The 25,986-nt window shown below is 48.9% G+C and carries 13 protein-coding genes and 1 tRNA gene; 10 read left to right on the top strand and 4 right to left on the bottom strand.

What is annotated here, in order from left to right; all coding sequences use genetic code 11:
- Positions 1-140: 140 nt before the first annotated feature.
- The 3 genes from LLH06_RS03680 to LLH06_RS03690 all read left to right on the top strand — a co-directional run bounded on the left by LLH06_RS03680 (position 141) and on the right by LLH06_RS03690 (position 4,206).
- Positions 141-214: transfer RNA gene (locus LLH06_RS03680), tRNA-Met, on the top strand.
- 571 nt (positions 215-785) lie between these two features.
- Positions 786-1,616, top strand: coding sequence for an alpha/beta hydrolase (locus tag LLH06_RS03685; RefSeq protein WP_228171913.1), 831 nt, complete (start codon positions 786-788; stop codon positions 1,614-1,616).
- A 136-nt stretch (positions 1,617-1,752) separates the two neighbouring features.
- Complete coding sequence (locus LLH06_RS03690; protein WP_228171914.1) at positions 1,753-4,206, top strand: MG2 domain-containing protein; 2,454 nt, start codon at positions 1,753-1,755, stop codon at positions 4,204-4,206.
- A 222-nt stretch (positions 4,207-4,428) separates the two neighbouring features.
- Here LLH06_RS03690 and LLH06_RS03695 read toward each other — a convergent pair whose 3' ends face one another.
- On the bottom strand, positions 4,429-6,492 hold the full coding sequence (locus LLH06_RS03695; RefSeq protein WP_228171915.1) for an ATP-binding protein: 2,064 nt from the start codon (positions 6,490-6,492) through the stop codon (positions 4,429-4,431).
- A gap of 231 nt (positions 6,493-6,723) precedes the next feature.
- Between LLH06_RS03695 and LLH06_RS03700 the strand changes: the two genes are divergently transcribed.
- Both LLH06_RS03700 and LLH06_RS03705 read left to right on the top strand, forming a co-directional pair.
- Positions 6,724-7,752, top strand: coding sequence for a N(4)-(beta-N-acetylglucosaminyl)-L-asparaginase (locus tag LLH06_RS03700; protein ID WP_228171916.1), 1,029 nt, complete (start codon positions 6,724-6,726; stop codon positions 7,750-7,752).
- Between the two features lies 1 nt (position 7,753).
- On the top strand, positions 7,754-8,491 hold the full coding sequence (locus LLH06_RS03705) for a copper homeostasis protein CutC (RefSeq protein ID WP_228171917.1): 738 nt from the start codon (positions 7,754-7,756) through the stop codon (positions 8,489-8,491).
- A 47-nt stretch (positions 8,492-8,538) separates the two neighbouring features.
- Here LLH06_RS03705 and LLH06_RS03710 read toward each other — a convergent pair whose 3' ends face one another.
- The 3 genes from LLH06_RS03710 to LLH06_RS03720 form a co-directional block, all read right to left on the bottom strand.
- On the bottom strand, positions 8,539-10,728 hold the full coding sequence (locus tag LLH06_RS03710) for a glycoside hydrolase family 3 N-terminal domain-containing protein (protein ID WP_228171918.1): 2,190 nt from the start codon (positions 10,726-10,728) through the stop codon (positions 8,539-8,541).
- A gap of 134 nt (positions 10,729-10,862) precedes the next feature.
- On the bottom strand, positions 10,863-12,443 hold the full coding sequence (locus LLH06_RS03715) for a SusD/RagB family nutrient-binding outer membrane lipoprotein (RefSeq protein WP_228171919.1): 1,581 nt from the start codon (positions 12,441-12,443) through the stop codon (positions 10,863-10,865).
- Between the two features lie 29 nt (positions 12,444-12,472).
- Entirely contained in the window at positions 12,473-15,853 is a 3,381-nt protein-coding gene (locus LLH06_RS03720; RefSeq protein ID WP_228171920.1) for a SusC/RagA family TonB-linked outer membrane protein, read from the bottom strand.
- Between the two features lie 287 nt (positions 15,854-16,140).
- Here LLH06_RS03720 and LLH06_RS03725 point away from each other — a divergent pair, with 287 nt between their 5' ends.
- From LLH06_RS03725 to LLH06_RS03745, 5 genes are read left to right on the top strand one after another with little or no spacing between them, the layout of a single operon-like run.
- Positions 16,141-17,373 (top strand): ROK family protein, encoded by a 1,233-nt coding sequence (locus LLH06_RS03725; protein ID WP_228171921.1) that lies wholly within the window; start codon positions 16,141-16,143, stop codon positions 17,371-17,373.
- Positions 17,370-18,821: an alpha-L-fucosidase gene (locus LLH06_RS03730; protein WP_228171922.1), complete on the top strand. Its 1,452-nt coding sequence runs from the start codon at positions 17,370-17,372 to the stop codon at positions 18,819-18,821. The genes LLH06_RS03725 and LLH06_RS03730 overlap by 4 nt, the downstream gene beginning before the upstream one ends.
- 9 nt (positions 18,822-18,830) lie before the next feature.
- A complete protein-coding gene (locus LLH06_RS03735; RefSeq protein ID WP_228171923.1) occupies positions 18,831-21,533 on the top strand; it encodes a glycoside hydrolase family 2 protein in 2,703 nt (900 codons plus the stop codon).
- Between the two features lie 17 nt (positions 21,534-21,550).
- Positions 21,551-23,854 carry a family 20 glycosylhydrolase gene (locus LLH06_RS03740; RefSeq protein WP_228171924.1) on the top strand — a complete coding sequence of 768 codons (2,304 nt, stop codon included), beginning with the start codon at positions 21,551-21,553 and terminating at the stop codon, positions 23,852-23,854.
- 5 nt (positions 23,855-23,859) lie between these two features.
- Positions 23,860-25,980: a discoidin domain-containing protein gene (locus LLH06_RS03745; RefSeq protein WP_228171925.1), complete on the top strand. Its 2,121-nt coding sequence runs from the start codon at positions 23,860-23,862 to the stop codon at positions 25,978-25,980.
- The last annotated feature ends 6 nt before the right edge of the window (positions 25,981-25,986 follow it).

Genomic DNA, 25,986 nt, shown 5'->3' on the forward strand with positions numbered 1-25,986 from the left:
AAAGGTTGGGTTTCTTTACCTTTGCGCTCCACGCACCGAAAGGCGCACCGTTAACAAAACCGTTAACAGGTTTGGAGGCTGAAAGTATACTAGAACGATGTTGGTCGTAAAGTTCTCAAAATCAGCAGCCAAATTAACCCGGCGGGGTAGCTCAGATGGTTAGAGCGTAGGATTCATAACCCTAAGGTCGGCAGTTCGATCCTGCTCCCCGCTACTATTTATGATAAGGCACTTAGGCGATTGTTTAAGTGCCTTTTTTATTGTGGATACAACATGGGTACATCATTTCAGTTTTTGAGGTCACGAAACTGAAAATGCGGTTGGGCGTTCCATTTGATATAACATCAGGCTAAATGTAAAATAATAGTTTGGGTCGAGTAATATCAATGATGCCAAGTTCACATTTATGACCAGAGTATATTTTAGCAATTACGCGCTGCCAAGCTCAGCTGAGGTAAACGATGTGACGGCTATCAATGGCGGCTTTACAGGTGCGTTATCTCTATATTAGCCTTTCCCTCGAAGGGGCCGCAGCGGCTAAGCCGATCTATGTTTGTGGGCCTGATATATCCGTCAAGATGGGCCCTGACGCAAACACTGTAGAGGTCATTATATCAAAAACCGGCTACATACTCTTCATCTCTACTTTTACCTTCACAATAACCAAGTGATCTGATTTCATGGTGCTTTTATGTACGAGGGAAGTTAGCCTGCTTAATTGTGATATGGTTTCTCCTGTAAAGATGGTCGAGAAAGTTTTCTATATTTATGGATATCGAATTTACATGAAGTTGCCTTTTCACATTTTCTTGCTCTCGACTTTGCTGACCATTGTTGCGATCAACGTGAAAGGCAAGCAAATCATGGTTGTCGATACTGCAAAACCACACACCATTGACGTTAAGTTTTTTATTCCTCAGCTTTCAAGGGATAGGATGATCAAGATAGCCTTGCCATCCTCTTACTATTCCGCCCGCGCTATGAGGTATCCTGTGATCTATATGCATGATGGCCAGCATGTATTCAAAGCGACGAACGGCGATCATGAAGGATGGGCCGTAGATTCATTAATAAATTCCTATCCAGCAAGGAAGCAAGCCATAGTTGTAGCTATATACAACAACAGCCAATTTAGATTTTCGGAGTATGATCCATATGATACAAACTATGGGAAGGGCGAAGGCAAAGCGTATATTCAATTTATCGCAAATGTGCTTAAACCCTATATTGATGCTCACTATAGGACAAAGTCTTCAGCTGAAAACACAGTGATCGCCGGTAGTTCCATGGGAGGGCTTATTTCAATGTATGCAGCCTCTCGATTCAACGATATTTTTGGCTGCGCTTGCGTGCTTTCTCCAGCATACTTCATGGGGCCTGACATTTACAACGAGATCGAGAACAGTGCTATCAATCCTAAAACAAAGATCTTTCAAGCTTGTGGCGATGATGAAGGAAATGAGGCCGATCATGTTGTCAGACTTGATTCACTGCTCCGAAAAAAGGGATCGTCATTCAAGAACGTACCTATGCCTTTGATCGTAAAAGGGGGCAGACATGATGAGCGACAATGGCGCAAAACCTTTGAAGCGTTCTATAAATGGTTCACTCATTAGCTGCAAGGTAGACCCAAAACCGATCTCTGGTATGTCCAATTGATAGTGACGCTTTATATCTAAAGCTTTTAGAAGTTAAATTTGATCGTAATGGGCGTGCTTACTTCCAGATAACGTATTTAAACAGATCTCGCTTATGTTGAAAGACTTAGTATCGATGATGGTTTGTTTGATCATTGTAACAGGAGCCGCCAAACGGCAAACCATTCCCAAAAGCGCCAGTGAATTATCGGCTCAATTTTCAACCTTTAGCAGAAAGCATCCAAGGTCTACTTTATATATTCATACAGATCGTTCCGTCTACAGAAGCGGCGAAACGATATGGTGTTCAGGATACCTGACCAGAAAGGCCAACATCGATTTGAAGGGGCATCATTTCCTGGTGATACAATTGATCGACCCGGTTACTAAAAGCGTCAGGATCTCCAAAAAGTTGGCGATGCAAGAAGGTATCGCTTCCGGGAGTTTAGACCTGACAGATGGTCTGCCTTCAGGTGAGTATCAATTACTGGCGTTCACGAATGTGGTCGGTAGCGATATGGAGCCAGTTGCTGTCTTTAGGGCTCCTCTATTTATCACGGATAACCGATCTGATCAAGCCTTTAGTATAACTGCATCAATGTTGGATCTTAAAGGTCCGGATAGTGAAATGCAGGTCAAGATCTCACTCAATAATATCGATAAAAAGGAGGCCTCCGATGCGCAGCTATCATACCGTTTTGATAATGGTTCGCCGCCGATCGAGCGAAGATCAAAGGGAAAAGAAACGATCATATCAATACCCAAAACTTTGAATCATCGAACATTCGCCAAGATATTAATTAGCGTGCGAACTAAAGATAAGAAAGCATCGCTGATCTTCCCCCTCCCCTCATTTAAAAGACCTAGCGTCAAGATGCGTTTTTTTCCTGAAGGCGGAGATCTTGTCGAAGGGGCAAGTAATTTGGTTGGGGTGGAGACCACGGCCGATGGGATACCTAAGGCAATGACCGGCTATCTGTATAGCGGGGATCGGCTGCTTGACACGATCAGAACGAGTAGCACAGGAATGGGCCGCTTTCTGATCGAGCCTAAAGCTGGCATAACATATCATGTCAAGCTTAAGATCGAAGGGGCTAAAGCGTTAGATACCACGTTCATTTTACCCAAGGCTTTGACCGATATACCGACCATTCATCTTCTTAAGGCCGTTGTAAAGGATACTGTAAAAGTTCAGATCGCAAGTAAGGTCAAGCGACCCGTTAAAGTTCTTGTACATGATCAGCAGAACCTATACGCTTGCTTCGACATGATGAGTTCACCGTCATCAAGACCGATCAGCATCGCGGTGAACGCCTTGCCCAAAGGACCATGCTTGATCACTATTTTGAACCTTGATGGCAAGCCGGTAGCTGAACGACTATTTTTCGCACATTATGATCAAAAGGTGATCTCTTCGATCAACACTTCAAAGAATGAATACGGCAAACGTAGTACGGTAAAGCTAAAGATCAAGTTGACCGATCAGCAACAAAGACCTGTTAAAGCGCTATTCTCGTTGGCTTGCGTCAGGGATGCTGATCTATGGACCGGGTCTTACAGGAGCATAGAAAGTTATTTGAACGTAGAGGATAAGCTCGACATGGAAATGGGGCTATTACCGAATGCTTACTACGAGAATGAAAACATCCTTGAGGACGTATTGCTGATCAGGGGTTGGAGGAAATTCAAATGGCAGGACGTAAATGCTCAAAGTTTGAAGGATACGCTTCCGGATCAAAAGGCACTTGAGCTTAAAGCTATAGTAACCCATGGTAAAAAAGCGCTGACGAGACCGGTCGGTGTCTCTTTGATGAAGCCAAATGGTATAGACGTTAGAGTGACCAATGCAAGTGGAGAATTGGTCATTTCCGACCAGCAAATGTTGCTACCGGATGACCGATACCTTTCATTGATGATCAATGAAAAGGATAAAGAGGGATATGAGATAAAGGTGGATGACCCTTACAGTAACATCAAAGTTTCTCCTTCGCTGTTTTCGGACACTTTCGGCTATACCCGAAGAATGCACGGAAGCGACCTGGGAAGCATTGTGAACGCCAAACTTGATAGGACCATTCAATTAGATGCGGTTTCAGTGAGGTCGAGTGCACCTTACGGGGGGGCGTTAAGCAGAGGTAAGCCGGGCGCTAATGAGTGTGGGGACTACGTGGACGAATATGGCTACCTGAATTATCCGAAAAGCATCAATAGTGATCGGATATCTCAACCGGTGAAAGGCAGGCAGTATAAGGTCCGGACCGATCTTGATGGCGATCGATTTACGGTTTCCCCAGTGACCTATGAGGGCTGTACGACCGATCAGAAACAGGGGATAGTTAAGATCCCCGGGATCTATTATGCAAGGGAATTTTACGGTGTTGATCTTAAGCGAACGGCGCCTCAATATCTTCCAACTCTGTTCTGGGGATCAGGGTTATTGACCGACGAAAACGGCGAGCGGGAAATTAGCTTCGATACCGGAGACATTACCGGCAGCTTTCGCATCATCCTACAAGGCATAACCGACGAAGAGGTAGTGTCCGGTACAGGAGGTTTTCTAGTGAAGTGAACGGAGGTTAAATGGCAATGACCTTAAAGACCACTAAGATGGCAATTAAGGCCCATCTTTATTCAATGTAGGTCATTGGTCAACGATTCATAACCCTAAGGTCGGCAGTTCGATCCTGCTCCCCGCTACTATTTATGATAAAGCCTCTTGAGTGTATCTAAAGAGGCTTTTTTCGTTTCTCATGATCGGCGAATGCTTAGGTGCGGAGAGTCAAATAGCGCCTTAGCCGGCTACAGGTAAAGTGAACCAAAAGGTGCTACCTTTTCCCGGCTCACTATCTACGCCTATCTGGCCGCCGTGGCAATCAATGATCTCTTTGCAGATGTACAGGCCTATCCCAAAACCGCTCGCACTAGTGAGCTGGTCGTCCACCGCGCGGTAGAACCGTCCAAAGATCAGATCCTGGTCCGCCTTATCGATACCTTGGCCTTCATCGATGACACTTATCTTCACGGTGGACCCATCCGACCAGCACGTCAGTTTGATCCTACTGTCAGTCGGGGAATATTTGACCGCATTGCTGATCAGATTCTCGATCACCTGGTCTATCTTTTCCAGGTCGGCGCTGACATAGATCGGTCCGGTGGGTTCAAAGCTGAAATGGTGCGAGCTGACCGTGGCTACAGCTTCTTGCACAGCCTGTTTCACCAGTTCAACAATGTCAAAATCGGTCCGGTCGATCCTGAGCTGACCTGCTTCCAACTGGGCGATATTCAAGAAGCCGTTAATGATGCCGGTCATTCTGCCGATCTGTTTGATCGTGCGCTCGAACATATCGGGCACCTTGGGGTCATCGCTGGTAACGCGTTTCTTTAATATATGCAGGTAGCCTGTCACAGCCGTGAGCGGTGTTTTTAGCTCGTGGCTGGTCATGCTTAAAAAGTCGTTCTTACGCTGTTCTTCCATTTTGCGTTGGGTAATATCATGAAATACCACTACAACCTGGTTCGTGTCTTTCCCAACGGCAACGGCATACACATCATACCATCCGCCAGTACCTTCGTTATATTCCTCAAAACGCAGGGCCTCTCCTGTAGTAGCTACCTTTCCATAGGTGCGTATCCAGGTGGGCTCAATATCAGGCATGATCTCTAATATGGTCTTGCCGACTACGTCTTTTAACCCGGTCTGCTTTTCAAATGCAGGGTTAGTGACCAAGAAACGATAATTCTCGGCAGTACCATCATCAGCGAACGAGAACTCGATCACCATGAATGCTTCATCTATCGATTCAAAAAGAGTTCGGTACCGCAATTCTGAAAGCCGCAATTCCTGCTCTGCGCGTGCAGTGAGCACTGCATCCCATGCAAGGCCTGCCACCTGTTTGATCCGTACCTGTTCTTCGATGGTAAAGTGGTGAGGCTGCTCGTAATGAGCAAAGAACACGGCCGACAATTTGCCATTCTTGAATAACGGTATATTGATGATCGCTTCGATACGCAGTTCGGTAAAAGATCGTCTGTGTTGTTCAGACAGTCGCGCCTCGTTCCTCACATCTTCGTACATGACTATTTGGCCGCTAAGCAGTGTTTCAAATATGTCAGTACCGAATTGCTTGGCCGGGAACGCACCCTTCAGTGGCTTTACACCGTTACGGTGATGATCCCGTTCGATCAGAAAAAATTCTCCCTTAATTAGAGTTTTGGCAAATCCGAAGCGATCGGCGTTCAAATGACCGGCAATAATGTCTAACGCTCTGGTCTCCATGGCTTCAGGATCAGAGAACAAGCGCAGCTGATCGCTCATATTGAGCAAGAACTCACGCTGCTCGGCGTTCTCTCTTTGCGATCGGTTGAGGCGGGTGGTCTCGGTACACACCACCAATATGCCTTCAGGCTTGCCGTTGGCATTGCGGATCGGGTTATAACTAAAGGTCCAGTAAACTTCATCAAGTTTACCGTCACGATAGATAGGCAGTAGTTGGTCTTCCAGGTAAACGGACTCGCCTGTGGTCAACACTTTGTTGATCAGGGGCCAAATGTTAGGCCAAATCTCCTGCCAATGGTCTTCACCGGGGCCTCCTAACAGATCAGGATGCTTGCTATTCGATCCGCTACCCAGGATCACCCGGTATGCATCATTGTAAAACTGAAGCAGTTCAGGACCCCACCAAATGAACATCGGGAACCCTGAGTCGAGCATAAGGTTCAGGGCGTTAAGCAGCTCGGCCGGCCATGTGGACATCGGGCCCAGTGGAGTTGCCTGATCATCCAACGATCGGATGAGGTCACTCATTTCTCCTTTGGCATAGATCAGCTGCCGATGATGGTTAGCGTCGTTTGACATGTAGATGTGTAATGTTGATGAACCGACGGTTCGTTATGCCAAACATCGGGAATTTACTTTATAGGCGATCACCGCTTTTGCATTTGCTGATATTGATCATTCAATGCCAGTTTCTTACCAAGATCGATGAGTTTTAACGTACAAAAACATGCTATATCGCTGCAATATCTTACCTGATGTTTGCCTGTCAAAGCTTATCTTCACCTTGTATATAACAACGAATAAAATATAATGCTTGACCGCCGTAAATTTATATTGACCACCTCGCTGGCCGCCACCGGAGCGGCGTTGAACCTCAGATCTTTAGCTGCGCCGATCGCGGCCCCTGCACCGTCATCCCAGCTCCCGATCATCATATCTACCTGGGATTTTGGCGTGGCCGCTAACCAGGCCGCCTGGAAGGTGCTTTCGACCGGTGGCCGTGCATTGGATGCCGTTGAGGCTGGTGCCCGGGTGCCCGAGGCCGACCCAAATAATCACAGTGTAGGCGCGGCGGGTTACCCCGATCGCGACGGTCATGTAACGCTGGATGCCTGTATCATGGACGAGAAAGGCAATTGTGGCGGCGTGGCCGGCATGGAGTATATCGATCATCCGATATCCGTAGCCCGCATGGTGATGGAAAAGACACCGCATGTGCTGTTAGTAGGCGACGGTGCCACTCAATTCGCGGTAGCTAACGGATTTACTAAAAAGCAACTACTTACGCCTGATTCGGAAAAGGCCTGGAAAGAGTGGCTGAAGACATCCAAATATCAGCCCGAGATGAACATCGAGAACAAGCACTTTACACCGGTGCCTAACAAGATGCCTGGTAATCAGTATAACCATGACACTATAGGAATGCTGGCCGTGGATGCTGCAGGTAATATCTCGGGAGCTTGTACCACCAGTGGCATGGCTTTCAAACTGCATGGCCGGGTGGGAGATAGTCCCATCATTGGGGCCGGACTATTCGTGGATAATGAAGTAGGTGGTGCTACATCGACCGGCGTAGGCGAGGAAGTGATCAGGAACGTGGGCAGCTTTTTAGTAGTGGAACTGATGCGCCAGGGCATGAAGCCTGAGGATGCCTGCCGCGAGGCGGTGAACCGTATCGTGAAAAAGAAACCTGAGATAGCCAAGACCATACAGGTGGGCTTTTTGGCGATCAACAAAAAGGGTGAGTACGGTGCGTATGCCTTGCAGAAAGGATTTTCATACGCGGTATGCAATGCCCAAAAGCAGGACCTGATCATCAAAGGAAAAAGTATTTATTAATATGATCAGGATCGAGATATGTGCCAATTCTGTTCGGTCGGCGCTGATCGCACAGGAGGCTGGTGCTTACCGGATAGAGTTTTGTGATAACCTGAAGGAGGGAGGGACAACACCATCGTTCGGGCAGATCGCCTTGGCTCGTCAACAACTGAATATTAAACTGTACCCTATCATTCGCCCTCGGGGTGGTGATTTTTTGTACACCGACCTCGAATTTGAGGTGATGAAAAAAGATATTGAGCAATGCCTGGCTTTAGGTTGTGATGGGGTAGTATTCGGAGTATTGGATGCCAACGGGCGTGTGGATAAACCGCGATGCGAGCAACTGATCAAGGCAGCCGGCAAAATGGGTGTAACTTTTCACCGGGCGTTCGATCGCTGCAGTGACCCTTTTGAGGCATTGGAAGACATCATTGAACTTGGCTTTGAGCGTATACTGACATCGGGCCTGGAAGCCGACGTCGTTAGTGGCGCCGACTTGATAGCTCGTTTGGTCAAACAAGCGGCCGGTCGTATCCAGATCATGCCGGGCGCCGGTGTTAAGCCGGAGAATCTTGCGCATCTGATCGAAATGACCAAGGCTACCGAATATCACACTACTGCCAAAGGGCCGCTTGAGAGTGAGATGGCTTACCGCGAGGTACGGACAGGAAGTAAGGCTGAAGAATTTATGACCGAGCAGACCGATCCTGATACCGTAAGCGCATTGGTGCAGATAGCAGAGAAATATTCTTTATAAAGCAAAGGGCTTGAAGATCATCTTCAAGCCCTTTGCTTTTTGTGGTGTTATGGTCGTATACTGAACTCCGCCTTCAATTTAGCCGAAGCGGAATTCTCGCCTATGACCAACCGATAGGTGCCTTTGTATAGTTGCCATTGATGCTTCTTATCGTCCCATTTTTGGAGGGCCTTTACCGGGATTGCCAGGTTCACCACCTTGCTTTCTCCCTGATTTAAAGATACCCGCTTGAAGGCTTTGAGCTCTTTGATCGGCATCCGGTCGAGATCAGGGTATTCGATATAGGCCTGAACCACTTCGTCTCCTTTCATAGCGCCCGTATTCTTCACTTTTACCGAAAAGCTGATGCTATCCTTAGTGCCGTAGGTCTTGCGCGGTCGCTGCTCCCAACTGCGATCAAAAGTGGTATAGCTCAGTCCAAAGCCAAATGGGTACTGTACCGGGCCGTTATGATACCGGTAGGTTCGGCCTTTCATCACATAGCTGTTGTAAGGCGGCAGATCATTGACCGACCGGTAAAAAGTAAGCGGCAAACGGCCCGAAGGTGATACCTTGCCCAAAAGGATGTCTGCGAAAGCATTGCCACCTTGCTCGCCCGGGTACCAGGCCAGCACAATGGCATCAACGTACGGTTCAATGGCTGCTATGTCTACCGCGCTGCCGCTGGTCACCACTGCAATGATCGGTTTGTTTGGTACACCTTTGCGAAGTGCTTTAATGAACGCTACGTTCCCGGCAGGTAGGCTCAGGTCTATCTTATCACCGCCATTGGTTGACAGGAACGCGTCACCTGCTTCGCCTTCCAATACCGGCGAGAGGCCAATTACCGCCACCGTTACATCGGCATTGCCGGCACCCCATATGCCACCAAAATGAGTGGTATCGGTATAGCTCGACCCAAGGTCATATTCCACACGTGTATCGGGTTCTACTGCCCCAGTGATACCTTCCACAAAGTCCACCATTTTGCTATTCACGCCATGGTAGCTCCCTGCCAGCACATCAAGCGATGAAGCATTGGTGCCTAACACCATAATGCTGCTGAAGCCATCCTTTTTGAGCGGTAATACGCCGTTCTTATTTTTGAGCAGTACCATGCTCTGTTGAGCGGCCTGCCGTGCAAGCGCTATGTGTTGGGCATTATTGATACTATCGGCACCGTAGCTGTAATAGGGGCTACTCTGCGGTTGGTCAAAAAAGCCAAGTTTGAATTCTGTCCGGAGCACAGGTGTCAGTGCCTTGTTAACGTCGGCTTCGGTGATCAAACCTTGCTTGATGGCCTTGACCACATCGTTTTGTAGTACCGATGAACAATCGAGGCCGATGCCCGCTTTGATGGCCGCAGCTGCTGTCTCTACCCCGTTCTTCAGCACTTTGTGACGGAGAAAAACGTCGTCCAGCGCGCCGCAGTCGGTCACCACGTGGCCCTTAAAGCCCCATTCTTTGATAAGGATCTTGTTCAGATAGGAGCGGCTGGTAGAGTTGGGTTCGCCGTTCACCCGGTTGTAAGCCGTCATCACCGATTCTACGCCGTGGTCGACCAAAGCTTTAAAGGCCGGTAGGTAGGTCTCCCGTAGGTCCTTCTCATTCACGATCGCATCGAACTCATCGCGCGTGGCCTCGGGGCCACTGTGAGCGACAAAGTGTTTGGCCGTGGCGCTGGTCTTCAACCTTAACGGATCAGTACCTTGCATTCCGCGTACGTAGGCCGCCCCCATTATGGAGGTCAGATAAGGATCTTCGCCGTAGGTCTCCTGTCCGCGTCCCCATCGCGGATCCCTGAAAATGTTAATGTTAGGCGACCAGAACGTTAGTCCCATGTATTGTAACCGGCGGTCTTTTTTTACGCCAAGGTTGTATTTGGCTCGCGCTTCTGTTGATATGGTGTTGGCCACCTGGTACACCAACTCGTCATTAAAAGTTGCCGCAAGTGCGATCGCTTGGGGGAAAACGGTGGCCTGCCCGGCACGTGCCACCCCGTGCAAACCCTCGTTCCACCAATTGTAAGCAGGTATACCCAGTCGTGGGACGGCCTTGCTGCGGTATCCCATTAGTGATGCTTTTTCTTCAATGGTGAGTGAGCTGATCAGCGACCTGACACGCGTGTCAATAGGTTGCGTCTCGTCAAGATAAGCAGGGCGAGTTTGAGCGAAGATGGTGTTGCTGCTGGCCGCAAATAGTAAGGAGATACAAAGGCTTAGGCGCGTATTTTTACGGGAAAGTTGGGTGAAGATCATAAAATTATAGGCGGTCGGTAATGCAAGCGAATGTAATCGATCTGGATGAAATGATGATAGCGGAGGCTGGTCAGTGTCGGTGTTAACAAAAAAAGCCAGCCTGGTCACACAGGCTGGCTTTGGAGTATCGGTAATTATTTAACGTCCCAGAATATCTTAGCGGTACGGGTGTCTTTTGACTGTACGGCCGGATAGTTGGTCGTATTGTTCGAGGTCTCTACCGATGGGTAGGTCAGTCGGTTAGGTGGCGTAGCAAATGCTGCAAGGCTGGCTGTTGGGAAGGTCAGCTGCGGGAATTTGGTACGACGGTACTCAGACCATGCCTGGGTTGACTGCAGGAAGCCAAAGTGAGCCCATTTTTGAACGTAGATCTTAGCCAGCTTGTTGGCCGATGTGCCGGTGTAGGCCGCAGTTGAAGCGGTAGCAAAGGTATTGATCGTAGCATCGCTTGGCTTGGTCTCTTTTTTAAGACCGGCGGTATTGATACCGTTCAGGTAGTAATAAAAGCTAACTGATTGTTTAAGAGCGGTCTCGTAAGCGGTCTGCGCATTGGCAGTGCTTCCCCAACGCTCATAAGCCTCGGCCTTCAAAAAGTTCACCTCTGATGACGTGATCACGATACCCGGTAGCTTGGTGTTCTGTAAAAAGGTGGTCGAGTCTAATACCGAATACAGGTTGAAGCTGCTTTCTACCTGAGCCTGAGTAAAGGTGATCGGCATGGCCTTGTAATCCTTGTTAGGAACGAACACTCCACTAACGGTACGGCCCCACTTGTCGAACAACACCGGTATACGTGGGTCGTTGGCTGGCAACATCACGGTGTTCAGCATGTAGTCAGGTGCATAGTGGCTCGGTAACTCGGTCAAACCATCGTTCAGGCTGTTCACAAAGTTGGTAAGCGGTTGCAGCAGGATGTCGCTTGTGGCTGGGTTGTAGTTGGCCGAATTGCCGCCATCAACCAACGGATAAGTGGTGGAGTTGTTCAGCATGTCTAACACTGCGGTGCGTGCTGTGCTCTCGTTCACGTTCGAAATACGCATCAATAAGCGTAAGCGGATCGAGTTGGCATAACGGCGCCATTTGTCAACGCTGCCGCTGTTCAATATATCGGCACGGCTGAACTCGGCATTGGTGGTAGCGGTTGAAAAGTAATTGGCGCTTGCCTTTAAGCCGTCAAGTATGGTGTTGTACAAAGCGGTCTGCTCATCGAACTTAGCTTGCTTGATGGTGCTGGTGGTTTGCAATGAACCGGCTTCGCTGAAAGGGATATCGCCCCAAAGGTCGACCATTTGCGAGGCCTGATCATATAATACCACACGGGCTGCCTGCAAAATGATCTCTTGCGAGGCACGGTCAGCGGCACTTGCGTTATTGTAGTTCACCTCAATGGCGCGGTACTTACCCAACACGCCGGGAGCGTAAAAGTCTGTCCAGTACTGGCCTGTGTAACCGTCATCCTGGCGGTACATGTTGTTACCGTTGCTGAAGAACGCGGTTTGGCTGTACACGGCAGGGTGCATCAGTAAAAAGGTGCGAACGTTCCAGTATGATGGTCTTACACGGTCATTATTAAGTATAGAGGTCAAAAGGCCTGCATTGGTAGCCGAGGTGGTCTGGTCGGGATTGTCGAATTTAGCGTCCAGATCCTTTTTACAACTACTTGCTGTGATAGCCACCGTAGCAGCCAGTGCGAAGTGTATAAAGTATTTTTTCATCTCTTTATATATTTTGATGATCTGCTGAGTTAGAAGTTAGCGTTAAGTGACAGGCCAAAGCTGCGGGTAGGAGCGGTAGAGCCCACGTCCACACCTTTAGAGAACCATTGGTTACCTACAGGGGCCTCAGGGTCAACATACTTCAATGTTTTGTAGATGTAGAACAGGTTACGGCCGATCAACGAGATACGCACGTTGTTCAGGTGCAATTTGCTCACTACTGATGCCGGTAAACGGTAACCGATAACGGCCTCACGCAATTTCACATAGCTGTTATTGTAAACCGAACCTTCAAGGTTGTCGGCATCAGCACCCCAGTTGTAGGTGTTCAGGTAGTAGTTAGCGGCATCTACGATCACGGTGTTGGGCTGGCCGGTATTGGCGTTCACACCTTGTAACAGCACCCCATCGTTGTAGGTATTGCCGTTGGCGGTGTAGGTGATACCACCATGCGCCGCGTCACGATACTGTAAAGTGCTCTCGAACATACCTGCACCACGCAGATACTTAGATGGGGTAGAAATCATTTGACCACCAAAACGGTAATCGGTAGTGAAGTCTATCGAGAAGTTCTTGTAAGTAAAGCTGTTCACGATACCACCGATAGCCTTAGGCATGATGTTGCCTGCTTTTACATATTTGGTCTTATCGATGATGTAGAAACCGTCATCGCTGATCAAACGCTGTCCGGCAGCATTGGTAGCGATGGGGTAAACGTAAATGTTACCCAACATCTCACCTGGTTGGGCCACCAGTTTAACGGCATTCTGGTCGCTGTTATAGAACTGTACCTCAGGTACCCCAGGGGCCAGGCTCAGCAGTTTTGAACGGTTGAACGCATAGTTGATACGGGTATTCCATTTGAAGTTAGCCGAAGAGAACGGTGTGCCACTTAATGAAAGCTCCAGACCATGGTTGGCTATATCGCCCACGTTAACGATCTGTGAGGTAGCGCCGTTACTTGGGGCAATGGCCAAAGGCAGAATCTGATCTTTGATCTTGTTTGTGTAATAAGCTACGTCAAAACCTACACGGTTCTTGAAGAAACGCATTTCAGCACCATATTCCTGCTCGTATTTCTTTTCCGGACGTAAGGCAAGGTTACCGTAGGCGGCACCGGTAGCTACTGCCAAGGCCGAACCATTGATGGTTTGTAAAGGTGTTTGGGTGTAAGCGATGTTGGCTTTGTAACGGGTAACGTCATTAGCTACAATGCCGTATGAGGCGCGTAACTTACCATAGCTTACAAATTCAGGCATCTTAAATGCCTCGCTAAATACAAAGCCCGAGTTAACTGATGGATAGAAGTAGCTGTTGTTTCCTGGGGGCAGGGTAGAAGCATACTCCTGGCGTGCGGTACCTTCCACGAACAGGAAGTTCTTGTAGCTTAAGTTCAGGATACCTAAGTAAGCGTACTTCAATTGGCTGGCACGTGTAGCTGTAGTGGTAGCCTGTGCATAGCTGTTGCTGATGCTGAAGAAATTCTCGGTCACCAAACCTGATGCGGTGCTCGAGTTCTGGTCGCTGTACTTCTCATTTCTGAAGGTGAAACCACCGCTTGCAGAGAAGTCCAGGTCGCCGACCTTGTTAGAGTAGGTCAAGAGACCATCACCATAAAGGATCGAGTACAGCCCTTTTGATACGGAGTAGCCGCCGGTACTGTTGCTTGCATTATAGATACTGGAGTACTCATTGTACATCTTGTTCTCTACGCTTGCTGCGGTATAGTCATTACCTATACGGGTACGTACCTTCAGGTGTTTCACCACATCCCAGTTGATGGTAGCGCTGGTGAGTAAGCGGTTCTCTTTTTCATCGTAGCTGTTACGGTCCTGGTTCCAGTAAAAATCGAGCAGGTTGGTAGGACGTATATTGTAAATGAATGCCTCAGGACGGCCACTGCCTAAAGTAGAATATTTGTAGCCTTGTGAGGTCATTGCATTTTTACGCAACAGGTCCATGTCCTCAGCAGCATTGAAGAAACCACCGAACGAGCCCAATACCTGGCCCAACAAGTAAGGCCTGTTATGGGTGTTGGTATTGATGTAGTTCACCACGATATCCGTCGAGATCTTGTCAGACAATTTGACAGAGCTGTTCAGGTTGAACGTATTACGGTTCTGCTTGCTGCCCGGGTTGGTACCCTTGTAATCTAAACGGGTGGCCGATAAGCGGTAATTGATCTTATCGGTTTGGTTAGAGATACCCAGGTTGTAGTTGTTGCTATAACCGTGGTCAAATACATCGGCATAATTATTCTTTTGAGCCGAATAGGTACGGATGCTGCCATCCCACCATCTTACCTGACTACCATCGAACGCCGGCCCAAATTGTGAATAGGCACGATAGTTAGGACGGCGACCAGATGGAGAGCTTGGATCAGCGATCCAGCCTTGAGCGTCGGCACCTACCTGGGTGTTGGTCTCGCGATCGTAACCCGGGCCATAAGTGGTTTGGTATTTAGGCAAAAATGCTGCACGCTCAATGGTACCGGCATAGTTGAAGTCGACGCCAAGACCACGGCCTTTAACACCTTTTTTAGTGGTGATAACGATCACACCGCTTGCCGCGTCAGAACCATATAGCGCGCTGGCACTGGCACCTTTTAAAATGCTGATGCTTTCGATATCGGCAGGGTTGATGTCGAGCATACCGTTACCACGTATACGCTGGTCATCCCAGTAGTTATTATTGTTGGTGCCGTTAACACCTTGTTGCTGATCATTGCGAATGATCACACCATCCACCACGTACAACGGTTGGCGATTATCATATAAAGAGTTGATACCACGTATCTGGATGTTGGTGGCGCTACTGGCACCACCTGGTGCCGAGTTGATCTGCACACCGGCCACCTTACCATAAATGGCCGCACCAAAGTTGGTAGCGCCGGCCTGGGTAACCTCTTTGGCGGTAACGGTACCTACTGAGTAACCTAAGGCTTTAGCCTCACGCTTGATGCCTAATGAGGTAACTACTACTTCGTTCAAGCTATTTTTTGATGGGTTCAGTCTTACGCTGAGTGTAGTACGTCCTTCTACCGCTACTTCGGTGCTTTGGTAACCAATGTAAGAGATAACGAGCGTGGCATTGTCTGCAACGGTGAGTTTGAACCTACCGTTACCATCTGTCATGGTGCCTGCACTGCCGTTCTTGGCTTTTACTGATACACCGGCAAGAGGCTGGCCGTTCTCGTCCAGTACGGTACCGTTCACCGTTATGTCGGCAGCGGCGGTTCTCACGTTCTCCACTGCGGAGTTGTTGTGTAACCTAAGGGTATTCTGCGGTGCCGACCGGTTTGCCCAGGCACTCAGTGGGATCGCACTGGTAAGCATGAAGCCCGCTGTTATGAGCATAACAGGGGATGCATATTTACGTGCATTGTTCTTTGAGTAAAGATCGATTTTCATACACAATGATTGGTTTTAGTTTAATGTTGTCGTTAGCAGGAATAGAATAGCGTATTGAAGGGCTACTCATTAGGTATAGGGGGCGGCTTTCATTTTCAGCATGTTTAATAATGACTTAATAAGAGACCGGTAACTGGTAGTGTAAAGGGCTATAGCGATTAGTTTGTGCTCAAAGAAAGCTAAGCCTTTTAAAATCTTTCCCTAAAATAATGTTAATAAAATGTAAAAGTCAAATACTTTTTAAAAAATTTAAAAAGTATTTGACTTTCGGATAAAATAAGTTATCTATGTATATCCATATCACCATGCCCGACCATCGCTTTTTACTTCTCAACGAAAATCAAGGTGTCATCCAATCATTATTCTATAATGATGCATTATCGAGCACTACCATAAGTACCCTAATAGGTAAAAGCATACCTAACGTGAATAAGGTGCTGACCATGCTGGTCAAGGAAGGTTATGTTGAGGAGAATGGTTATGCCATTTCGAGCGGTGGGCGTAAACCCCTTAAATATTCATTGGTCGCTGGTACCCATTTACTGATATCGGTAGCCTTAAGTCAGTATAGTATAAGGATAGTGGCTATAGACATGAAGGGCCGGTTCCTGAACAAGGTCGAGCAGCATGCTATAAATATTACGCAGCTCAAGGCCGAAGAAGTGGTGAGCTATATCAATGATTTTATAGCAAGATCCAGTATTGATAAGACAAAGGTGCTCGGCATAGGCGTCACGATGCCTGGCTTCCTTTCAACTGAGGCGGGTATCAACTACTCATTTCTGCCGGTAGAGGGCCTGTCCTTACGCGAATACCTGCAACAAAATATACAACTACCCATCTTCATCGAGAACGACTCTACCGCGATTGCTTTGGGCGAGCAAAAGTTCGGTGTTGCCCGGCAAGAGAACGATGCTATGGTGATCAACCTGGGTTGGGGCATTGGTTTGGGCATGATCGTTGGGGGTAAGATATTCAGAGGGCATAGCGGTTTAGCAGGAGAATTCAGCCACATACCGCTGGTCAAGAACGGTAAATTGTGTACTTGCGGTAAACGTGGCTGTTTAGAGACCGAATCATCATTGATGGCCATCACCGAAAAGGCGATCATGGAGATGGAGCAGGGAGAGGTTTCCAGCCTGGCCAATTATGCGCAGTTAGATGCCGATACCATCATCAACGAAGCCATTAAAGGCGATACCCTTTCGGTAAAACTGATATCAGAGGCCGCCTATAACGTAGGGCAGGGCATCGCTATATTGATCCACCTGATGGATCCGGCCGTGATCGTGCTTAGCGGTAAGGGGAGTGTGGTAGGCAAACTATGGTTATCGCCTATTCAGCAAGCCATTAATGAGCATTGTATACCGCGTTTGGCTCATGGCACTGAATTAAAGGTGTCGGACCTTAACAGTAAAGCGCAATTACTTGGCGGGGCCGTACTGGTGATCGAAAGTATAGGCGACCTGCTGATCTCCAGGATCAAGGAACTCGAAAAAGACCACCTGTTCGAAGTATGAAAGGCATAATTAAACTTACCGTATTGGCTTGTTGCGCGATGGCATTAGGCCGTGGCAACGCCTTGGCACAAGTGCACGAGATATCAAAAAAGTATCAGGCGCCTGCCGACCCGCAGGTCCAAAAAAAGCTGGCCGAATGGCAGGATCTGAAGTTCGGCCTGTTCATGCACTGGGGTACGTACTCGCAGTGGGGAGTGGTAGAAAGTTGGAGCATTTGCCCCGAAGATGAAGGCTGGACCCAGCGCAAAGGCCCGCACAGTGCCAGCTACAATGACTATGTACAAGCATACGAAGGATTGCAAAAGACCTTCGACCCACAAAAATTCGACCCAACCAAATGGGTAAAGGCTGCCAAGAGTGCGGGAATGAAATATGTGATCTTTACCACTAAGCATCACGATGGATTCTCGATGTTCGATACCAAGCAGACCGATTATAAGATCACCGACCCTAAAACGCCATTCTCTAAAGATCCACGTGCTAACGTGACCAAAGAGATATTCAATGCGTTCCGTAAAGATAACTTTTGGGTGGGCGCTTACTTCTCTAAGCCTGACTGGCACTCGCCTGACTACTGGTGGCCATATTTCCCGCCCAAAGACCGTAACGTGAATTACGACCCGGCCAAGTATCCCGAGCGCTGGAACAACTTCAAGCGATTTACCTACAACCAGATACAGGAACTAATGACCGGTTATGGTAAGGTAGATATCCTTTGGTTAGACGGTGGTTGGGTGCGCCCGCATAAAACGGTGGACCCGAACATCAGTTGGCAGCGCGGGATCAAATTTGATCAGGATATTGATATGCCTAAGATCGCGGCCATGGCCAGGCAGAACCAGCCGGGCCTGTTGGTAGTGGATCGTACCGTTGCGGGTGAATACGAGAACTATACCACCCCTGAGCAGGAAGTGCCTGAAAAGCCGTTGAGCTATCCTTGGGAAAGCTGCATCACTATGGGCAACTCCTGGAGCTACGTACCGGGCGACCATTATAAGTCGACCACTGAGATCATTCAGCTGCTCATCAAGATCGTATCAAGAGGCGGCAACTTGCTCATGAACATTGGCCCCGGTCCTGACGGCGATTGGGACCCTGAGGCCTACAAGCGCCTTGAAGGTATAGGTCAATGGATGAAGATCAACGGCGAAAGTATATATGCCAGCAAACCAGTGGAGCCTTATGCTGATGGCAACTTGTATTATACCCGCTCAAAAAGCGGCAAGATCATTTATGCCCTGCAATTAGGCGCTACTGAAGAAGTAAAGCTTCCTGCCATGATATCTATCAAACTTAACGGAGAGGTAAAAAGGGTATCGTTATTAGGTTCTGCCCAAAAGTTGACGTGGAAGAAAGACAACGGCGGTATCACCATCAGTATACCTGCAGCATTACAAGCCAATAGCGGAGCCAAACAGGCCGCAGTGTTTAAGATCGAGCTAAAGTAACAGAAGATAATGATAGGTCAGATACTGCGGAGCTTGAAAAAATGGGAACAGATGACAGCTAAGCATATCGCTGTTAAAGCTGCATTGATGGTCGTACCATTCACGGCGATCCATTATACAGCAAGTGCTCAGATCACTGAACTTAAAACGGGCTGGAAGTGCGCTCCAATAGCCAATGTCAAGCTGACGGGCGAGGAACTTTCCTCAAAAAGTACCGAACAATTCAATGATTGGCAGCCAGCCGTAGTGCCCGGCACAGTACTCACCACCCTGCTGGCCAATAAAAAAATTCCAGACCCATTTTACGGTCTCAACAACGAGGCCATCAAGGATATCTTTGACACCGGACGCGATCATTACACGTATTGGTTCGTCAAAGCATTTGAAACCGCTCACATTACAGGCAATGATCAAGTATACCTCAATCTGCGTGGGGTGAATTACAGCTGTAATGTGTTCCTGAACGGGCATAAGCTAAACTCGCGTATCCATCAGGGCATGTTCCTTCGTCAGCGCTATAATATCACTTCATTGCTGAATAAAAAGGGAACTAACCGGGTAGCAGTGATCGTTTACCCACCTGATCCGGTAGGCAAACCTAACGGCGGCCAGGGAGGTGATGGCCGTATAGCCAAGAACGTGAGTATCCAATATACTGCCGGTTGGGACTGGATACAGCCCATTCGTGATCGTAATACAGGTATCTGGGATAAGGTCTACCTGGAAAGGACCGGTGCAGTAAGCATCGTAGACCCGCATGTGATAACAATGGTCCCTGGCGTACGCCTGCCGGGCAAAAAGCAAGATCCTGCACAGGTCAAAGTTTCCACCGAACTTCAGAATCCTACCGCTAAGCCAATTCAGGGAACGGTTATATTCACCATGAACGGGCAGAGCGTGACACGTCAGGTCACCCTGTCGGCCAGGTCTTCTATCCCTGTTGAGTTACCGATACTTACCTTGCGCGACCCTAAGCTATGGTGGCCTAACGGTTACGGCGAGCATTATTTGTACGATGCCAAGGTCAGCTTCGTGACCAATGACCATAAGACTTCTGACCAGCACCTGATCAAAGTAGGCGTAAGGCAGATCGATACCCGGTGGAACGACCGCACTCAAAGCAAAGAGGTGTTGGTGAATGGGCAAAAGATATTTATCAAAGGCGGCAACTGGGTCATTTCTGATGCCATGCTCAGACTATCTGAGGCGCGGTACGACGCCGAGGTAAGGTTTCACCGCGATATGAACTTGAACCTGATCAGGGTTTGGGGAGGCGCCATCATGGAACGGCCCGAGTTTTACGACGCCTGCGACCGATATGGCATGCTGGTGTTCCAGGACTTCTGGATATCGGCCGATGCCAACGGTAAATGGCTCGACCCGCTCAAGGCCGACGACCAATGGACCCGTCGCAAGTATCCAGATGACCACCAGTTGTTCCTGCGGTCGGCCGCCGACCAGATCAAAATGATACGTAACCATGCCTCACTGGCCATATGGTGCGGCGGTAACGAGATCACTCCACCGGCCGATATACTGATCCCGCTTCGCGATAGCATATTGCCCAATTTAGATGGCACCCGCTGGTTCGTGGACTATTCCAACTCCGATCAAATGTCATTGAACAATTTGGGCGGTAATGGCGATGGACCCTATAATATACAGCCCATATCGGTGTTTTGGGATCAGCGGACCTATCCCTTCAACTCCGAGGTAGGTTCGGTTGGCATGGGCGATATAGAATCGCTCAAAAGGTTCATTCCTGAAAAGAACCTGGTGATGCCACAATACTCAGAAAAGGAAGGAACCACCAAGACCGACCCGTTGTGGGACTACCACAAATACATTGGCTATGACGGTTTTATTGAACCTTATGGCAAACCTAAGGATGTTGCCGATATGGCCAACAAAGCGCAATTGGTGAACTATGATCAGTATCGCGCATTGATGGAAGGTTTCAGCTCTCATATGTGGGAGTGGTATACCGGCACTGTGATCTGGAAAACGCAGAACCCATGGACCGCCCTGCGGGGGCAAATGTATGATCATGCGCTTGACCCTAATGCCTGTCTGTACGGAACACGCACAGGCAGTGAGCCGCTACACGTGATGTATGATCCGGTAAAGGGCATGGTTGCGGTAGTGAACAATACTTTCGAGGTGAAAAGTGACCTCATGCTGGTGGTGAACACCATTGATGTCAAAGGCGCTGTAACGCCGCTTACACAGGTATTCGTGGAGATGCAGCCTTCGAGCAGCAAGGCATTTTTGCCTATCAAAAATGCGGTTGAAAAGGTGGTCAATGGGGGTGGTGGCTTTTTGCACCTCCAACTTTTAGATGTGAATAAAAAGCTGTTAAGCGACAATCTGTACTGGTTAGCCGATGCCGACGGGAAATACACGGCACTTAACAAACTTCCTGCTTCGCAACTGAAGATCAGTGCCCGTGCTATAGATAACGGCAATATTGAGGTAGCGCTGACAAATCCGGCAAATGCGCCGGTAGCCTTTTTTAACCGGCTATCGGTAGTGGATCCGGTCACCCATCAAAGGTTGTTGCCGGTGTTCTATGATGATAATTATGTTTCATTACCACCGGCTACTGAGAAAAAGATCCTGATCGATCGCAGCAAGGTGGGTACGGGGCCGGTTCAAATATCCATAAGCGGCTGGAACTTGCCTGAAACATTCATCGCCATTGCTCAAAAGTGACCAATGCATCAAGCCCAATGAAGATACATAAAAGCTATTTTTTACTTACCCTGACCGTGCTGATCGCCTGTTGGCGGCCGTCATTAGGTCAGTCGGTATCTACGAAGTTCCCGCTGGTGCCATACCCGCAAAAGTTGGTGGAGGGTAAGGGAATGTTCACTGGCAACGCACGTACGGTCATCATTTTACCTGCTAACGGTCACTATGCACAAGAGGCCGAATTACTGAATGAACTGCTGCTTAAAAAGTTGAAGATTACAGCAAAAAGTAGTGGAAATACAGATAATTGCATACGATTTATTGAAGATCCCACTATAGTGACGAATGAGGGCTATCAGTTGCAGATCACACCGTCTTTTGTCAACATCAAAGCCAAGAATGGTGCCGGTATCTTCCATGCGATCGAGACCATCAGGCAATTACTCCCGGCAAGTGTAGATGATCGAGCTCAAGTATCTCCGGCACAATGGATCCTGCCCGCAGTGACCATTGACGATGCCCCGGTATATGCCTGGCGTGGGATGCACCTGGATGTGTCGCGGCATTTCTTTTCGATAGCTTATCTTAAAAAGTTCATCGATCTGCTTGCCTTATATAAGTTCAATAAGTTCCACCTGCATTTGACCGATGACCAGGGCTGGCGCATCGAGATCAAAAAGTATCCCAAGCTGACCTCAGAAGGGGCATGGCGAACCTTCAACAACCAGGACTCGGTATACATGAAGAAGGCCGCCGAGAACCCCGACATGGCCATCGACCCCAAACATATTATTAAGAAAGGCGGGAAGACCCTTTACGGTGGCTTTTACACCCAGGCACAGATGAAGGATGTGGTGGCCTACGCCTTAGCCCGTCACATTGATATCATTCCTGAGATAGATATGCCTGGCCACATGATGGCCGCCATTAACTCGTACCCTTTTTTGACCTGCAACGGCGAGAACAAATGGGGTGAGCTTTTTACCAAACCGATATGCCCCTGCAACGAAAGTACTTTTGAATTCGCCCAAAATATCTTTGACGAGATCATGCAGATCTTCCCGTCCGAATATATCCACATCGGAGGCGATGAGGTAGACCGAACCGACTGGGGCCGCTCAGAAGAGTGCAAGGCCTTCATGGAAAAGGAAGGAATAAAAGATCTGGCGGCGTTGCAAAGCTATTTCATTGACCGCATGGAAAAGTACTTTAATTCGAAGGGTCGCAAGCTGATCGGTTGGGACGAGATATTGGAAGGCGGCATCAGTCCCACGGCTTTGGTGATGTACTGGCGCACCTGGGTACCCAAGGCCCCTGTTGAAGCGGCTAAGAACGGTAACCAGGTGATCATGTCGCCAGGTAGCCCATTGTATTTTGATACCCCTCCCGACCGCAACTCGTTAGAGAACGTTTACAACTTCGACCCCATACCAAAAGGACTGAACGCCACCGAGCGTAAGGGGATCATAGGTGCACAGGCTAACTTATGGACCGAGTATGTACCCACCGAGAACCGCGCCGACTATATGTACATGCCACGTATGACGGCTTTGGCCGAGAACCTATGGTCGGCACAACATGATCTGACCTCATACCAGCAACGTTTGCAGGTACATTACAAAAGGCTTGATGGCCTGCATGTAAACTACCGTTTGCCTGATCTGGATGGCTTGGTGGAGCAAAGTGTATTTACGGATAAAGCCGTGTTGCAGGTCAAGCCACCGTTACCGGGTACGGTGATCAGGTATACGCTTGACGGTAGCTTGCCCAAAAGTACCTCACCGGTGCTGAGCAAGCCGATCACCATCACGCGGTCATTATATATCAGGCTGGCAGCTTTCAGGCCTAACGGCGGGCCGGGCGATATTTATAACTTACATTATACCCAACAAGCCATGGCCCAGCCGGCACAAAATAACGGTGTTAAGGCAGGTTTGCATTGCGAATACTATCCCGGAGCCTACAAACGTACCACGTTGCTAGCGCAAGCCAAGCCACAGGCAAGCTTCAACGTAGATAGTTTAGTGGTGCCAAAAGAAGTATCCTCACCAAGTTTTGGGTTGAAGTATCAAGGATATCTGGACATCCCACAGGATGGAATATACAGCTTTTACCTTACCTGCGATGATGGCGGTGTGCTGAAGATCGCCGGTCGCACGGTGGTGGATAACGATGGCTGGCATGGCCCGATCGAAAAGAGCGGACAGGTGGCCGTCAAAAAGGGCCTGCAACCTCTACAACTCGATTTTGTGGAAGGCGGCGGTGGTTACACCCTTAAGCTGCGATACAGTGTCAACGGTTCGGCACCTGCAACGGTACCGGCAAGCTGGTTCAAACAATGATCGGTATGAAGGTACTCAGTATTTCGGCATTACTGGCTATCACGTTGAGCAGCGTGAACGCACAAAAAGCGCCTTCACCTTACGGCCCTGTCCCTAACAAAGCACAACTCAACTGGCACGAGATGGAGATGTACTGCATCATCCATTTTGGGGTTGATACTTATACCGACAAGGAGTGGGGCTTTGGCGATGAGGACCCTAAGTTGGTCTACCCTAAAAAGTTCGACGCCATGCAGATCGTGGGTGCGGCTAAGGCAGGAGGCTTTAAAGGTGTAGTGATAGTGGCCAAACATCATGACGGGCTTTGCCTGTGGCCAACGGCTACCACTGATCATAACATCAGTAAAAGTAACTGGAAGAACGGGCACGGCGATATCATGAAAGAGTATCAACTGGCGTGTGATAAGCTGAATATGCAATTAGGTGCCTACTGTTCGCCATGGGATCGCAACAGTGCCTTGTACGGAACGCCGGCCTATGTGAAGATCTATCGCGATCAGCTGAAAGAACTATACAGCAACTACGGAAAGCTCTTCGTTTCCTGGCATGATGGTGCAAACGGGGGCGATGGTTACTATGGCGGTAGCCGCGGTGTACGCAAGATCGACCGCACTACTTACTATGGCTGGGATACCACTTGGGCCCTTACCCGCAAAATGCAGCCATCGGCCGTCATTTTTGGTGATGTAGGTCCTGATGTGCGCTGGGTAGGTAATGAGGAAGGACACGCCGGCGAGATCTGCTGGGCCACTTATACCCCTTTGGCTCCCAAGGCGGGCGAGCGTCCGGCCAATGGCTACTCCAAATATGAACTGGCTACCGAAGGTACCCGCAATGGTAAGTACTGGATGCCTGCCGAGTGCGATGTGCCGCTAAGACCAGGCTGGTTTTACCACGACAGCCAGAACGACCAGGTCAAAACACCGTATCAACTACTGGATCTGTATTATAAAAGCGTAGGCAGGGGCGCTGCCCTCGACTTAGGTTTAGCGCCTAACCGCGATGGATTGCTGGATCAGCATGATGTGGCCTCACTGAACGAATTTGGTAACATCCTGAAGCGAACCTTCGCCGTGGACATGACCAAGGGGGCCACCATCAAAGCCAGTAACGTAAGGGGCGGGAACCAGGCTGTGTACGGCGCACAAAAGCTGTTGGATCATGATCGCTATTCGTACTGGGCCACCGATGATGGCGTTACAACCCCTGAACTGACACTAACACTGAAAGGTACAAAGAGCTTCAACGTGATCAGGCTGCGCGAGAATATCAAGCTAGGGCAGCGGATCGAAGCTTTTGAGGTACAAGCATGGTTGAACGGTAAGTGGGAGCAGATCGCATCGGCCACCAGCATTGGCAGTAACCGGTCGATCCGTTTGCCTAAGGCTGTGATCACGTCTAAAGTTCGGCTAAAGATCAACAGGTCGCCGGTTTGTATCGCGCTAAGTGAGTTCGGCCTTTATAGGGAGCCTGATCATGTAGAAAAACCTGTCATCGTTCGCGACCGGTCAGGCCAGGTAAAAATAAAGACCCCAACAGAAGGTTCACTGGTACTATACACCACCGATGGCAGTACGCCTACAGCTAACTCAACTGTTTATCACGCACCGTTCGATCTGCCCCAAGGCGGCACGGTAAAAGCGCTGGTGATGATGAAAAAGCTGCAAAGTGAAGTGGCCGTTGCCACGTTCGGCCTTGCCAAAGCAGGTTGGAAAGCGGCCTCTACATCACCTGCATTAGACCAAAGCGACGCTTCAAAAGCCATTGATGACGATGTGCGGACCTTATGGAGTACCATAACCACGACAGATGCTAACCCTTTGCGGGAGGCGCAACTCACCGTTGATATTGGCCACGCATCCACCATAAAAGCCTTTATCTATTTGCCCCGTCAGGACAATAAGATCGATGGTATAGTTGATCGATACAAGATCTGGGTCAGTACTGATGGTGCCAACTGGCAGGAGGTAGCCCAAGGCGAGTTCTCCAACATTCGCGCTAATCCCGTTCAACAGACGGTCACTTTCGATAAACCTGTTAACGCCCGCATTGTGCGCTTTGACGCCTTGCACGTGATCGCGGGCAACGGAGCCACCGCAGCCGAGGTCGGGCTCATCACTCAATAAACACTT

Origin of the sequence: Mucilaginibacter daejeonensis (assembly GCF_020783335.1) — a bacterium.
GTDB classification, from domain to species: Bacteria; Bacteroidota; Bacteroidia; order Sphingobacteriales; family Sphingobacteriaceae; genus Mucilaginibacter; species Mucilaginibacter daejeonensis.

Coding starts and splice junctions, on each gene's coding strand:
- LLH06_RS03695 (WP_228171915.1), bottom strand. CDS start 6,492: ATGTCAAACGACGCTAACCATCATCGGCAGCTGATCTATGCCAAAGGA.
- LLH06_RS03710 (WP_228171918.1), bottom strand. CDS start 10,728: ATGATCTTCACCCAACTTTCCCGTAAAAATACGCGCCTAAGCCTTTGT.
- LLH06_RS03735 (WP_228171923.1), top strand. CDS start 18,831: ATGATAGGTCAGATACTGCGGAGCTTGAAAAAATGGGAACAGATGACA.
- LLH06_RS03690 (WP_228171914.1), top strand. CDS start 1,753: ATGTTGAAAGACTTAGTATCGATGATGGTTTGTTTGATCATTGTAACA.
- LLH06_RS03685 (WP_228171913.1), top strand. CDS start 786: ATGAAGTTGCCTTTTCACATTTTCTTGCTCTCGACTTTGCTGACCATT.
- LLH06_RS03725 (WP_228171921.1), top strand. CDS start 16,141: ATGTATATCCATATCACCATGCCCGACCATCGCTTTTTACTTCTCAAC.
- LLH06_RS03705 (WP_228171917.1), top strand. CDS start 7,754: ATGATCAGGATCGAGATATGTGCCAATTCTGTTCGGTCGGCGCTGATC.
- LLH06_RS03720 (WP_228171920.1), bottom strand. CDS start 15,853: ATGAAAATCGATCTTTACTCAAAGAACAATGCACGTAAATATGCATCC.
- LLH06_RS03740 (WP_228171924.1), top strand. CDS start 21,551: ATGAAGATACATAAAAGCTATTTTTTACTTACCCTGACCGTGCTGATC.
- LLH06_RS03745 (WP_228171925.1), top strand. CDS start 23,860: ATGAAGGTACTCAGTATTTCGGCATTACTGGCTATCACGTTGAGCAGC.
- LLH06_RS03730 (WP_228171922.1), top strand. CDS start 17,370: ATGAAAGGCATAATTAAACTTACCGTATTGGCTTGTTGCGCGATGGCA.
- LLH06_RS03715 (WP_228171919.1), bottom strand. CDS start 12,443: ATGAAAAAATACTTTATACACTTCGCACTGGCTGCTACGGTGGCTATC.
- LLH06_RS03700 (WP_228171916.1), top strand. CDS start 6,724: ATGCTTGACCGCCGTAAATTTATATTGACCACCTCGCTGGCCGCCACC.